Origin of the sequence: Microbacterium sp. NPDC091662, assembly GCF_044756705.1 — a bacterium.
In the GTDB taxonomy this organism is placed as follows: domain Bacteria; phylum Actinomycetota; class Actinomycetes; order Actinomycetales; family Microbacteriaceae; genus Microbacterium.
The window spans coordinates 1,438,432-1,449,695 of the sequence record NZ_JBIVTM010000001.1; the positions used below are offsets into that span (position 1 = coordinate 1,438,432).

The window sequence follows — 11,264 nt, forward strand, 5'->3', positions numbered from 1 at the left end:
AAGCAAGGAACTGCAGTGTCCAAGAGCATTGAAGTCAACGACCTGAACGTCTACTACGGCGACTTCCTCGCCGTGGAGGGCGTCTCCCTCGACATCCAGCCGCGCAGCGTGACCGCATTCATCGGCCCCTCCGGTTGCGGCAAGTCCACCTTCCTGCGCACCCTCAACCGCATGCACGAGGTCATCCCCGGAGCCCGCGTCGAGGGAGAGGTGCTGCTCGACGGCAAGGACCTCTACGGCCCCGGCATCGACCCGGTGCTCGTGCGCCGCCAGGTGGGCATGGTCTTCCAGCGGCCGAACCCGTTCCCCACGATGTCGATCAAGGAGAACGTCCTCGCCGGCGTGAAGCTCAACAACAGCCGCATGTCGAAGAGCGACCAGGATGCCCTGGTCGAGAAGTCGCTCACCGGTGCGAATCTGTGGAACGAGGTCAAGGACCGCCTCGACAAGCCCGGTTCCGGCCTCTCCGGCGGTCAGCAGCAGCGTCTGTGCATCGCCCGTGCGATCGCCGTCTCGCCGCAGGTGCTGCTGATGGACGAGCCCTGTTCGGCCCTCGATCCCATCTCGACGTACGCGATCGAGGAGCTGATCGGCGAGCTCAAGAACGAGTTCACGATCGTGATCGTGACGCACAACATGCAGCAGGCGAGCCGCGTGTCCGACAAGACGGCGTTCTTCAACATCGCCGGCACCGGCAAGCCGGGCAAGCTGATCGAGTATGACGACACGACCTCGATCTTCACCACGCCGTCTGTGCAGGCCACCGAGGACTACGTCTCCGGCCGCTTCGGTTGACCCTGGCCCCTGCTGACCCCCCTTGCTGCTGGCCCCCCTGCTGCTGACCCCCTGCTGCTTCGGCGCCAACTGCTTCGCCGCCAAAACCCAGATCACTTGAGTCACTGACGGCGTGTCACCTGTTGACACGCCGTCAGGTCGTCCGGTGGTCTGGGTTTTGGCCTACCCGAACGAGATGCACTTCGACTGCACAGTCACTGATTGCCACGTGTTGTCCAAAGCTCGTGCGGTTTCGGCCCTGACCGACGGCGTGCCCAGGGCAGTATCGGGCGATGTCCTTCGTGCGCGCCGCTTCTGTGCTGAGTGCGCTCGGGCGGATGGCACGGACGTCGGAGCTTCGTCGACGGGGTGTGAGCCGCGATGAGCTCTCGCGTGCGGTGCGCTCCGGCGAAGTGCTGCGACCTCGTCAGGGCGTCTATGCGCTCCCCGACACCGCGGACGCCTGGGTGCATGCGGCGTCTCACGGAGGCACGATCGGATGCGCGCAAGCCGCAGCGGAGCATGGGCTCTGGGTGCTCAATCGTCCTTCGTCGAATCACATCTGGATGGGAGCCGCAGGAACTCCACGATCGACATGCGACGCCTGCGTGCTGCACTGGGATGAGGGTCGCGCGCGCGTCGGCGAGGCTGCCCCCGTCCCGAATGCCCTCCTTCAGATCGCGGGGTGCTGCGGCGAGGACACGTTCTTCGCCGCGCTCGAATCGGCCTTGCGTCGATCACTCCTCTCCCCCGCTGGGCTGATCTGGCTTCGCCGCCATCTTCCGACGTCGATGCGGTGGCTCGTCGCGTTCGCTCGTGCAGATGCCGACAGCGGACTCGAGTCGCTCATCCGGCTTCGGCTGCACCGGATAGGGATCGCGGTCAGGACCCAGGTGCCCGTCTCGGGTGTCGGGGAGGTCGACATCGTCATCGGCGACTTCCTCATCGTCGAGGCCGACGGCCGGGAGAACCATGCAAGGGAGAAGGAGCGGAGCAAGGACCTGCGGCGTGACGCAGCTGCTGCCGCCGCCGGATACACGACTCTGCGATTCACCTATGAGCTGATCATCGACGACTGGCATCTCGTCGAGGCCGCGATCCGCGGCGCTGTCGCACGCGGGGCTCACCTCGCGCCGGTGTGACGACTCCTCGAAGCCTCATCCCTTCGTCCGACCCCGCCGAACCTCATCCCTTCGTCCGCCCCGCCGAACCCTCATCCTTCGTCCGACCCGCCGAAACGGAGATCAGGCGCGAGGGCCACGGCGTGTCGCGCCTAGACACGCCGTGCCGTGAAGGGGTGCTCTCTGTTTTGGCAGGAGGGAGGGTGGGAGGGAGGGAGGGGGCGGGAGGGAGGGGGGAGGGAGGGGTGGGGTCAGTCGCGGGGAGAGAGCAGGTAGTGGTTCAGAGCGGCTGTCAGGGCGTGGTCGACCGGAAGAGAGACGTCGTCGACGGCCGTGATCGCTGCAGCCAGGCGGACGCTCGACACGAGCCACGCGGCATCGGCCTGCGGAAGATCGGTCGCGGGAATGCGGTCGTACCCGACCTCGAACCCTTGGGTGACGAGGTGCTCGTACACGCTGAGCTGCGTCGTGCCGTGCAGGATGCCGCCGTTCGGGGCCGGAGTGACGAATCGGTCGCCGAAGCGGAGGATCAGGGAGGCCGTCGGAGCCTCCAGCACGAAACCGTCGCTCGAGAGGAAGATCGCATCGTCCGCGCCGCGTCGATGCGCCTCACGCAGGGCCGCCATGTTCACGGCGTACGACAGCGTCTTCGCGCCCAGCAGCAACCACGGGGCACGTTCGGCCGCTCCCAGGTCGTAGCCGCGATCGAGGGTCACCACGCGCACGCCTCTCTCGCGCACTGTGGAGAAGTCGGCGGCCGGGGCTGCCGTCACCCATGCGGTCGGCGTGGGCCCGTGCTCGACACCACGGCTGAGGATGAGCTTGATGACGGACTCGCCGGCACCGAGCTGTGCAGCGGCGTGGTCGATCGCCTGGCGCCACTGCGCGAGATTCGGCGCCGGAAGGTCGCACAACCGGGCCGAATGCGCGAGTCGCTCCAGATGCGGGACGACCTCCTGTGCGTGCCCGTCGACCACGCCGATCGACTCGAACACCCCGTCACCGCGCTGCGTGCTCAACTCTCCGACGCTGAGCGCGGGAGCTGCGGCATCCACCTGAGTGAACGTGTCGGCGAAGTCGCCGCGCTGCGCATCGGCGGCGACGGGATCGATCATGAGTGCAAAGCGCCCGGTCATGGTCCGAGCCTAGATGGCGGGAATACCCACCGCCGCATCGCGTTACAATTGAGTGGCCGGGCCGCATAACCCCGGGCTCCAATTTTTGCCGCTTTGAGCGGCCTTCCGCCGAGAGGCGTTCTTGCGGCCCGGTCTTTTCATGTCCGGGACCGGCCCGGGTCGTCTCAGGCGAGTCCGTCCATCCGCCACAGCACGGCAGCCGCGGCCAGATCCTGCCCGTAGCTGCTCAGCCGCAGCGCACGGGTGGTCAGCTCGCTGGCCCGTGCCGGTTCGGTCGGCTCGTAGTCGTCCGCCGTGTGCGTCGCGCCGGAAGCCTGCACGCGGCAGAACGCTGCGGCGCGGTCGAGAGCGACGGCGAAGTCACCCCGGAAGGCTCCGCGCAGGATCGTGTCGATCAACGCGACCAGTTCATCCGGGCTCGCCGGTACCGGTGCCCCGGCGATCACCGCATCGGCGGACGGCAGCTCGACACGCCCCCGGTCGTAGAGGAGGGCGGCGGTCTGCGGATCGCCGTGGATCGCGAGCTGCAGCACGTAGAGGCGCCACAGGGCACCGGGCAACGTGCGCGAGGGCGCCTTCGACCAGAGTTCCGCGATCTCATCGATCCCGTGCTCGGCGGTGAAGGCGACGAGACGCTCAGCGCTCGCCCCGCTCTCGTCCGCGCGGACGCGGGTCAGCAGGGCTGATGCCGTGGCGTGCGCGATGCGCGTCTCCTCGGCGGGATCGTGTGCGCCGACGATGTTGTCGAAGGCACTCGTCGGGCGGCGCACAGGCCGGTGGTACTGCTCGGGCATCCCTCCAGGGTACGCGCGATCAGTGCGGCTCACGCCGTGGGGATGACGATCACCGGATCGGTGGTGGGCTGACCAGTCGGAGAGCCCCCGGCCTGCTCGACGGTCACCGCGATCGCGTCGCCCGCCTGCATGTCTCCGGCGAGCACAGCCGTGGCGTCGCCGTCGTCGACGTCGAAGACCCCCGCAGATACCGGGGCGTCGCCACGCACGAACCACAGTTCGTAGGTCTGCCCGTCCCCCGGGTTGGGGATGCCGTCGGCCACCAGCACGGCCTTGCCCGCGGACGCCGACCAGTGGGCCGTCGCGGTTCCCCCGTCGTCGAGCGCGACGGTCGCTTGCTGAGCGTCACCCGCGGCTTCGATCTCCTGCAGAGCGACCACGCTCGCCGGCGGGTTCAGCTGCTGGTTGAGAGCGACCGCACCGATCCCGACCCCCACCAGCACGGCGAGGCACGCCGCCAGGGCGAAGACGGTCCGCGACCACCGACGCGGCTTCGACTTCGACCCCGTCTCGGTCTCGGTCTCGGTCTCCTGCGAGACCCGCACGCTCTCCTCCGTCGCGGAGGGAGCACCGGAGCCCGTCGAGGCGTCATGGTCCTGTGGCATGTCGGCGATCTGCGCGAGCAGAGCCGAGCGGATGAACGCGGGAGCGGTGACGGGCTCGACCGGATCCGCGAGCAGCGCAGCCGCGGCGGCGTCCGCCTCGACCGTGTTCTGCCACTCCGGATGCTCGGCGAGAGCTGCGCGGTAGCGGCGTTCGTCGTCGCTGGAGAGCGAGTGCAGCGCGGCACCTGCCGCGAGCTCCGCGAAGTCCTTCTCGTTCATGCCGTCACCCCCATCGCCGTGCGCAGACGGCTGAGCCCGTCTCGCATCCGTGTCTTGATCGTCCCCAGTGGCGCCCCCACGAGGGCCGCGATCTCGTTCTGACTGTAACCGCCGTAATATGCGAGGACGAGTGCTTCACGCTGCGCCTCGGGAAGCCCCGAAAGCGCTTCGACGACCTTCCCTCCCTCTATCCCCAGTTCGACCCGCTCCGCGACACTGTCGTGCGCGACGCCGATGTCCTTGAATCCTGCTCGTACGTCCCGGTCGGCGCTCGACTGCGATGCTCGCACCCGATCGACGGCCCGGCGATGAGCGATCGTCATGATCCACGCTCGTCCCTGACCTCTGTTCGGAGCGAAGCGCGAAGCGGATTGCCAGATCTCCAGAAACACCTCCTGAAGCACCTCCTCACTCTGTGACCGGTTGACCAGCACGCGGAGGATGAGGCCGAACACGCGGGAGGAGAGCGTGTCGTAGAGAGTCACGAAGGCAGCCTGATCACCGGACGCGACGCGGACGAGGAGGTCGGCGACAGCATCCTGTGTCGCTCCGTCCTCGGGAACGTCGAACCCATCGATGACCATCTCCACCAGCATGCCGCATCTCCTCCCCGATCACGTGCAGACGTCACCCGAACGTGAAGGAATAGACCTCGATACCTGCGGGCACATCGAGCGTGACCGAGCCCTCGGCGATGTCAGCCTGCTTGACGACCTCGTAGGAGCGAGGCGTCCCTTCGACGGAGATGGTCTTCTTCGATCCGTCGTCGCGCGTCACGACGATGTCACCGGAACCCGCCACCACGATCCGCACCTCCGCTGCGCGGTACTCGAGGTTGATCTTCCCCGCTCCTCCATCGGGCTTCGCGAACTGCGTCTCGACCGTCCACTCGCCGTCGAGCGCGAAGCTGTCGGCGGGCTGATCCTTCGGGAACGCGTAGGTGTTCGTGCCCTGGCGATACTCACCGTCTCCGCCATAGTTCACATCCTTGGAGGAGCCGAGGAAGGTCTCCCGCGTGGTCGATCCCACATCGGGTGTGTCATCCTCGACATCCGTCGCGGCCGGCAGTGTGACGGACGGATCCGCGTCTTCCAGCAGCTGGCGGATCATCGACTCGGTCGCGGCGTAGTTGCCCTCGCCGAACGAGATGTGGCGAACCGTGCCCTCGGCATCGATGAGGTAGTGGGCGGGCCAGTAGCGGTTGCGATAGTTCGTCCAGGTCGACAGATTGTTGTCGAGCGCGACGGGGTACTCGATGCCGAAGCCGCGAGCACCTGCCGCGACGTTGCCCGGGTCCTTCTCGAACGCGTACTCCGGAGAGTGGATGCCGATCACGTCGAGGCCGGCGTCGCGGTACGCCTCGTCCCACGCGACCACATGCGGCAGCGAGCGCTGGCAGTTGATGCAGGAGTAGGCCCAGAAGTCGATCAGCACCACCTTGCCGCGCAGATCCTTCAGATCGACCGCCTCGCCGTTCGGGGTGTTCAGCCACTCCTGGATTCCCTTGATCGACGGGGCGGTGCCGCACGACTCGAGCTCCTCCGCACCGTTGGTGCACTTGTCGAGGTCCTTGTTCTCGTCGTTGACGAGTCCGCCCAGGTCGAGTGCGTCCTGCACCTGCTCGGAGTCCGCGATCTGCTCCTGCAGCGGAGCCGTGTAGTCGGGAAGCAGCCGCTGCAGCGCCTGTGGCACGTTGAACACGAGGCCGACGGCGAGCGCGATCATCGCGATGCCCGCGGCGATGCGCAGTCCGCGCTCCTTCGAGCGGAAGGAGCGGATGCGCTCGACCACGCTGCGACCGGCGAGCGCGAACACCAGCAGCGGCACGGCGACCCCGATCGCGAACGAGACCGTGAGCAGCACCGTTCCCACGCCGATCTGACCGGTGGATCCGGCCACGATGATCGCCGCGAGCACGGGACCCGCGCAGGGGACGAACACCGCACCGAGGGCGAGTCCGACGCCGAAGCCGCTCCCCCGGTTCTTCACCTCGCGCTGACCGAAGCGCTGGAACGGACGCTCCAGGATGTGCTGGAAGCGGGGCACGATGAGGCCGACGCCGATGATGATCAGCACCGCGATGCCGACCCAGCGGATGATGTCCTGCGGCAGATTCAGCAGCCCCAGCAGCAGCGAGCCGCCGAGGGTGACGAGCGTGAAGCTGAGCACCAGACCCGCGATCACGAAGTAGGGCCTGCTGCGCCTGGCCGGCACCACCTCGTCCTCATACCTCGCCGACTGCGCCCCTCCGGTGAGGAAGATCACGGGCAGCACGGGCAGGATGCACGGCGAGATGCCGGTGATGAGCCCGCCGAGCAGGCCGATGATGATCAGGTCCATGAGGTCCCCACTTCTGTCGGGAGCTGTTCGCTCTGGGGGTCTCATCGGATTGGCCTCGAAGATTTCTCAGATTCGTCCCATCCGATCCCGAACGGGCTCCGAACAGCCCTCGACGCCACGGAGAGGCCGTGGCTCAGTTCTGAAGGAGCTCGACATGTTCAGCACCAAGAAGAAGGTCACCGCGGCAATCACCCTCGGCCTGGCGAGCGCGTTCCTGCTCTCCGCCTGTTCCATGGGCAGCGGCAGCACCTCGGAGTCGTCTTCCGAGCCGAAGGCACCGGAGACGTCGGAGTCGACGCCGATGGAGATGGACCCCGCAGCCAACCTTGTCGGCCCCGGTTGCGCGGCATACGCCGACGCGGTGCCGGACGGCGCTGGTTCGGTCCAGGGGATGTCTCAGGACCCGGTCGCGGTCGCGGCCTCGAACAACCCGCTGCTGACCACGCTGGTCGCTGCGGTGAGCGGAAAGCTCAACCCCGACGTCGACCTCGTCGACACCCTGAACGGCAGCGAGTTCACGGTCTTCGCACCGGTGGATGACGCCTTCGCCAAGATCGACCCGGCCACCATCGAGGCCCTCAAGACCGACAGCGCCACGCTGAGCTCGATCCTGACGTACCACGTGGTCCCCGGCCAGATCGAGCCGGCCGACATCGACGGCATGCACACCACCGTGCAGGGTGCCGATCTCGAGGTCACGGGCAGCGGCGACGACCTGAAGGTCAACGGCGCGAGTGTCATCTGCGGTGGAGTGCAGACCGCGAACGCGACCGTGTACCTCATCGACACGGTGCTGATGCCCCCGGCTTCCTGAGCCAGGGATGGCCGGGTGGGAGGACACCCGGCACGCGCCCTTCTCGGGAGCAGGGGGAGGAACCCGGGAAGGAAAAGGGGCCGTCGGCGGTGCTGTGTCGCCGACGGCCCCTCGTCGTGCGCACTAGACTTTGATGAGGGGCCTCTAGCTCAGTTGGCAGAGCATCGGACTTTTAATCCGCGGGTCGTGGGTTCGAGCCCCACGGGGCCCACCGTAGATCGCCGTTCGGCGCCGTCTCAGGACTCGCCGCCGGGCGCTCCCGACAGCAGTTCCTGACGGACATCGGCCACTCCGCTCGGAACCGACTCCCCTTCGAGAGCGAACACCGGCGCCTCCTGGGTCCCTCCGATCCCACAGACGGCGACGCTGTCCACGCCGCCGAGGGTCTTGGGGATGACCACGAACCAGAGCGACGATGTCGAGAGCCATTCGGTGGTCGCCATGTCTGCGAAGTACGTGGCGTCCGGCGCGAGGGCGCGGGTCCTCTCGGCGCAGAGCTGGACGAGCGCGGTCGTCGTGAACTCCGTTCCCGTCGCCGGCGGTTCCGTGGTCTCGATCGCCGAGGGGGACGGGGCGGGCGTGGGCGACGAGGTCTTCGACTCGGACGGCGACGGGCTCGGCGACGGCTCGGGGGCGCACCCCGCGAGCAGGACGAGCGCGGAGAGGAGGACGAGTGCAGGACGGACGCGCATGTCTGGATCGTACTGCCGGGACACGCACATCTGCGGGGAGCGCTCCGAGGCGGATCGCTTCTCCCCTATCACCGGCTCCCCGCATCGGCCACCCCCTTTCCTCTCCGGCCGGAACGGGAGATCGTGAAGTGGTCCCCGAACGGCGGACGCCTCTCCAGGAAAGGACGAACGATGACTCTCAGCGGCAGCCGCGTGGCATTCCTCGCGACCGACGGATTCGAGGACAGCGAGCTCACGAGCCCCTGGGATGCCGTGACGGCAGAAGGCGCGAGCGCGACCTTGATCGCCCCCGACGGCGCGGCCATCACCGGCAAGAACGGCCACGAACAGGTCGTCGATCTGCATGCATCGGATACCACCGCGGATCAGTTCGACGCGTTGGTGCTCCCCGGCGGCGTCGTCAACGCCGATCATCTGCGCATGGACGAGGCGTCGATCGATCTGGCGCGAGCCTTCTTCGAGCAGCACAAGCCGGTCGGTGTGATCTGCCACGGCGCCTGGATCCTCATCGAGGCCGGTGTCGTCGATGGACGCACGCTCACCAGCTATCCGAGCCTGACCACCGATCTGCGCAATGCGGGGGCGACGTGGGTCGACGAGGAGGTCGTGGTCGACGAAGGTCTCGTCTCCAGCCGCACCCCCGACGATCTGCCGGCTTTCAACGCGAAGCTCGTCGAGGAGATCGGCGAAGGCAAGCACGCCGGGCAGACCGCCTGACGTCGAGGCTCAGGCTCGCGCACGGTGCCGACGCACGGCCGCCCGGTTCGCGCAGCGCACGGAGCAGAACCGCTGGCGGCCGTTGCGGGTCACATCCGCGACGACGTTGGTGCACGGCGCGGCCTGGCAGCGTCCGAGCCGGCTCATCCCCCGGGTGACGAGATGCAGCGACGTCCCCAGACTGATGATCGCGCGAAGCACATAGGGCAGCGACGGCACGTCATCGCGGTAGTGCAGGTGCCACCCCTCGCCGTTGTGGTTCGTCAATCTCGGATAGGCGGCCGCGGCGGCGAGTTGGGCGTTGAGCAGAACGGCCCGCGCATCGGGGTCGGGTTCATCGACGATCGCGAGCCAATCATCGAGGACGGCCCTGACCTTCTCGTGGTCGTCGACAGCGGGCGGGAACGTCTGTGTCATCCCGAGTTCCAGTGTGCGCTCTTCAATGCCGGCGCGGGTTTCCGGCCAGTCGTTGGCCAGCGAGGCGGCAAGCAGCACGGCATATTCACCGTAAGGGTTGAGATGCATAAGACCATTACATCACGCTGGATGCATGACCTCGCTGAACACGCTTCCGATTCCCCGCGTCCGCCCCGCCGCCGAGGCGCATGAGCATGCCTGGCTGGTGGAGTCACGGCATCCGACGAGCGAGGGCATCGTGCTCTATGTGCGATGCTCAGGCTGTGACACCCGCCGGGTCGATCTGCAGGCGCATTCGCAGACGCCCCCGGCGGCGCTGAGTGCCGAGGTGGGCGAGGTCACGCGGTCAGCTCGATGAGCGTGCGCGTCGTCCGCAGGTTGCGGGCCGTTCCCGCCACACCGAGCGCGCGATCCAACACCGCCTTCGTGAGCTTCGTGGAGTGCACACCGCCCGCACCGTAGTCGATCCACAGGTCGTCCCCGACCAGCGCGATCCGCTCGGCGGCGAGGAGACGCTGCTCCAGCGCGTCGACCGCGCCGGAGCAGGGCGACCCTTCCAGGAACATCGCGTGCACGAACTTCACATCGCCTTCGGGAAACGGCTGCGCGGATTCCGAGGAGACCAGCTGCGCATGAGTGCGGTGGATGACGGGGGTGTCGACCCCGAACTCGTCGCGGATGGCCACGCGCACGGCCGCACACGCGGCAGCCGGATGCTCCGGTGTCTCGCAGAGGATGTTGCCGCTCGCGATGTAGGTGGAGACGTCGACCAGATCGGTCTCGGCCGTGAGCATCTCGCGGAGGCGCACCATCGGCACGCTGTTGCGGCCGCTGACGTTGACCGCCCGCAGAAGCAGGACGCTGCGGCTCACGCGTCGGCGCTCTCGATCAGCTCCGCCCCCGCATGGACGAGTTCGGCGAGCGCGACCTCGCTGGGCTCCGCCGCGACGCCGGCGATGAGGTCGGTGAGGATGCGGACCCGCACACCGTGCGCGATGGCGTCGAGGGCGCTCGCCCGCACGCAGTGGTCGGTTGCGAGGCCCACCACGTCGGCGCTGAGCACACCTGCCGCAGTGAGTATCGCGCCGACCGTCTCCCCTGCCTCCGTCTGTCCCTCGAACATCGAGTACGCCGGCCTCCCCTGCCCCTTGCGGACATGGTGCGTCACGGCATCAGTCACCAACAGCGGGTCGTACTCGGCGCCCTCGCTCCCCGCGACGCAGTGCACGGGCCAGGAGTCGACGTAGTCGGGGGCCTCCGCGAAATGTCCGCCGTTGTCGCCCTCGGCATCGTGCCAGTCCCTCGAGGCGATGATCACCTCGTAGTCGGCCCCGTGGACGGCGAGGAATGCCGTGACGGCTGCGGCCACCGCATCGCCGCCCCCGACGGCGAGCGCGCCGCGCTCGGTGAAGTCGTTCTGCACATCGACGATGAGAAGCGCTCTGCTCATTCTTCGAGGGTACGCGGCGAGGAACGGGAAAGGCCCCGTGATGTTCTTCGCATCACGGGGCCTTCGGAGCCGCTTGTCAGAATCGAACTGACGACCTTTTCATTACGAGTGAAATGCTCTGCCGACTGAGCTAAAGCGGCGTGCGACGCGTGAGCGGCGCGATCACCGATATTACCCTGTCTCGC

At 67.6% G+C, this 11,264-nt stretch carries 14 protein-coding genes and 2 tRNA genes; 6 read left to right on the forward strand and 10 right to left on the reverse strand.

Annotation, left to right across the window (positions count from 1 at the left end):
• Positions 1 to 15 precede the first annotated feature (15 nt).
• Complete coding sequence (pstB, locus tag ACIQLD_RS06855) at positions 16 to 795, forward strand: phosphate ABC transporter ATP-binding protein PstB (protein WP_017828973.1); 780 nt, start codon at positions 16 to 18, stop codon at positions 793 to 795.
• Positions 796 to 1,067: 272 nt separating this feature from the next.
• Positions 1,068 to 1,916 (forward strand): type IV toxin-antitoxin system AbiEi family antitoxin domain-containing protein, encoded by an 849-nt coding sequence (locus ACIQLD_RS06860; RefSeq protein WP_402606572.1) that lies wholly within the window; start codon positions 1,068 to 1,070, stop codon positions 1,914 to 1,916.
• 230 nt (positions 1,917 to 2,146) lie between these two features.
• Here the strand turns inward: ACIQLD_RS06860 and ACIQLD_RS06865 are convergent, their stop codons facing one another.
• The 5 genes from ACIQLD_RS06865 to ACIQLD_RS06885 all read right to left on the reverse strand — a co-directional run bounded on the left by ACIQLD_RS06865 (position 2,147) and on the right by ACIQLD_RS06885 (position 6,989).
• The gene (locus tag ACIQLD_RS06865) at positions 2,147 to 3,031 is read right to left on the reverse strand and encodes an aminodeoxychorismate lyase (RefSeq protein WP_402606575.1); all 885 of its coding nucleotides are present in this window, start codon (positions 3,029 to 3,031) and stop codon (positions 2,147 to 2,149) included.
• Positions 3,032 to 3,195: 164 nt separating this feature from the next.
• Positions 3,196 to 3,825 carry a DNA-directed RNA polymerase subunit beta gene (locus tag ACIQLD_RS06870; RefSeq protein WP_402606577.1) on the reverse strand — a complete coding sequence of 210 codons (630 nt, stop codon included), beginning with the start codon at positions 3,823 to 3,825 and terminating at the stop codon, positions 3,196 to 3,198.
• A gap of 29 nt (positions 3,826 to 3,854) precedes the next feature.
• Positions 3,855 to 4,649: an anti-sigma factor domain-containing protein gene (locus tag ACIQLD_RS06875; protein WP_402606579.1), complete on the reverse strand. Its 795-nt coding sequence runs from the start codon at positions 4,647 to 4,649 to the stop codon at positions 3,855 to 3,857.
• A complete protein-coding gene (gene sigK / locus ACIQLD_RS06880; protein ID WP_402606581.1) occupies positions 4,646 to 5,245 on the reverse strand; it encodes an ECF RNA polymerase sigma factor SigK in 600 nt (199 codons plus the stop codon). Before sigK ends, ACIQLD_RS06875 begins: the two co-directional genes overlap by 4 nt.
• A 31-nt stretch (positions 5,246 to 5,276) precedes the next feature.
• Complete coding sequence (locus ACIQLD_RS06885) at positions 5,277 to 6,989, reverse strand: cytochrome c biogenesis protein DipZ (protein ID WP_402606583.1); 1,713 nt, start codon at positions 6,987 to 6,989, stop codon at positions 5,277 to 5,279.
• A gap of 154 nt (positions 6,990 to 7,143) precedes the next feature.
• On the opposite strand from ACIQLD_RS06885, the gene ACIQLD_RS06890 reads away from it, so the two are divergent.
• Entirely contained in the window at positions 7,144 to 7,803 is a 660-nt protein-coding gene (locus tag ACIQLD_RS06890) for a fasciclin domain-containing protein (RefSeq protein WP_402606585.1), read from the forward strand.
• 138 nt (positions 7,804 to 7,941) lie between these two features.
• Positions 7,942 to 8,014 (forward strand) — tRNA-Lys (locus ACIQLD_RS06895).
• A gap of 25 nt (positions 8,015 to 8,039) precedes the next feature.
• Here the strand turns inward: ACIQLD_RS06895 and ACIQLD_RS06900 are convergent.
• Complete coding sequence (locus ACIQLD_RS06900) at positions 8,040 to 8,495, reverse strand: hypothetical protein (protein ID WP_402606587.1); 456 nt, start codon at positions 8,493 to 8,495, stop codon at positions 8,040 to 8,042.
• A gap of 171 nt (positions 8,496 to 8,666) precedes the next feature.
• Between ACIQLD_RS06900 and ACIQLD_RS06905 the strand changes: the two genes are divergently transcribed.
• Positions 8,667 to 9,212, forward strand: a complete 546-nt coding sequence (locus ACIQLD_RS06905) for a type 1 glutamine amidotransferase domain-containing protein (RefSeq protein WP_402606589.1) — start codon at positions 8,667 to 8,669, stop codon at positions 9,210 to 9,212.
• A 9-nt stretch (positions 9,213 to 9,221) separates the two neighbouring features.
• On the opposite strand, the gene ACIQLD_RS06910 is transcribed toward ACIQLD_RS06905, so the two are convergent.
• On the reverse strand, positions 9,222 to 9,737 hold the full coding sequence (locus tag ACIQLD_RS06910; protein WP_402606591.1) for a CGNR zinc finger domain-containing protein: 516 nt from the start codon (positions 9,735 to 9,737) through the stop codon (positions 9,222 to 9,224).
• Between the two features lie 25 nt (positions 9,738 to 9,762).
• Here ACIQLD_RS06910 and ACIQLD_RS06915 point away from each other — a divergent pair, with 25 nt between their 5' ends.
• Positions 9,763 to 9,987, forward strand: a complete 225-nt coding sequence (locus tag ACIQLD_RS06915; protein ID WP_402606593.1) for a hypothetical protein — start codon at positions 9,763 to 9,765, stop codon at positions 9,985 to 9,987.
• Here ACIQLD_RS06915 and ACIQLD_RS06920 read toward each other — a convergent pair.
• From ACIQLD_RS06920 to ACIQLD_RS06930, 3 genes are all read right to left on the reverse strand, one after another.
• Positions 9,968 to 10,501 carry a DUF1697 domain-containing protein gene (locus tag ACIQLD_RS06920; protein WP_402606596.1) on the reverse strand — a complete coding sequence of 178 codons (534 nt, stop codon included), beginning with the start codon at positions 10,499 to 10,501 and terminating at the stop codon, positions 9,968 to 9,970. The two genes, ACIQLD_RS06915 and ACIQLD_RS06920, sit on opposite strands and share 20 nt — an antisense overlap.
• A complete protein-coding gene (locus ACIQLD_RS06925; protein WP_402606599.1) occupies positions 10,498 to 11,079 on the reverse strand; it encodes an isochorismatase family protein in 582 nt (193 codons plus the stop codon). The genes ACIQLD_RS06920 and ACIQLD_RS06925 overlap by 4 nt, the downstream gene beginning before the upstream one ends.
• Before the next feature lie 67 nt (positions 11,080 to 11,146).
• Positions 11,147 to 11,219 (reverse strand) — tRNA-Thr (locus ACIQLD_RS06930).
• Positions 11,220 to 11,264 lie beyond the last annotated feature (45 nt).

Excerpts from the sequence above, each read along its gene's own strand:
- ACIQLD_RS06885 (WP_402606583.1), bottom strand. The coding sequence starts at position 6,989 with ATGGACCTGATCATCATCGGCCTGCTCGGCGGGCTCATCACCGGCATC.
- ACIQLD_RS06890 (WP_402606585.1), top strand. The coding sequence starts at position 7,144 with ATGTTCAGCACCAAGAAGAAGGTCACCGCGGCAATCACCCTCGGCCTG.
- ACIQLD_RS06905 (WP_402606589.1), top strand. The coding sequence starts at position 8,667 with ATGACTCTCAGCGGCAGCCGCGTGGCATTCCTCGCGACCGACGGATTC.
- sigK (WP_402606581.1), bottom strand. The coding sequence starts at position 5,245 with ATGCTGGTGGAGATGGTCATCGATGGGTTCGACGTTCCCGAGGACGGA.
- ACIQLD_RS06900 (WP_402606587.1), bottom strand. The coding sequence starts at position 8,495 with ATGCGCGTCCGTCCTGCACTCGTCCTCCTCTCCGCGCTCGTCCTGCTC.
- ACIQLD_RS06925 (WP_402606599.1), bottom strand. The coding sequence starts at position 11,079 with ATGAGCAGAGCGCTTCTCATCGTCGATGTGCAGAACGACTTCACCGAG.
- ACIQLD_RS06870 (WP_402606577.1), bottom strand. The coding sequence starts at position 3,825 with ATGCCCGAGCAGTACCACCGGCCTGTGCGCCGCCCGACGAGTGCCTTC.
- ACIQLD_RS06860 (WP_402606572.1), top strand. The coding sequence starts at position 1,068 with ATGTCCTTCGTGCGCGCCGCTTCTGTGCTGAGTGCGCTCGGGCGGATG.
- ACIQLD_RS06910 (WP_402606591.1), bottom strand. The coding sequence starts at position 9,737 with ATGCATCTCAACCCTTACGGTGAATATGCCGTGCTGCTTGCCGCCTCG.
- ACIQLD_RS06865 (WP_402606575.1), bottom strand. The coding sequence starts at position 3,031 with ATGACCGGGCGCTTTGCACTCATGATCGATCCCGTCGCCGCCGATGCG.
- ACIQLD_RS06915 (WP_402606593.1), top strand. The coding sequence starts at position 9,763 with ATGACCTCGCTGAACACGCTTCCGATTCCCCGCGTCCGCCCCGCCGCC.
- ACIQLD_RS06875 (WP_402606579.1), bottom strand. The coding sequence starts at position 4,649 with ATGAACGAGAAGGACTTCGCGGAGCTCGCGGCAGGTGCCGCGCTGCAC.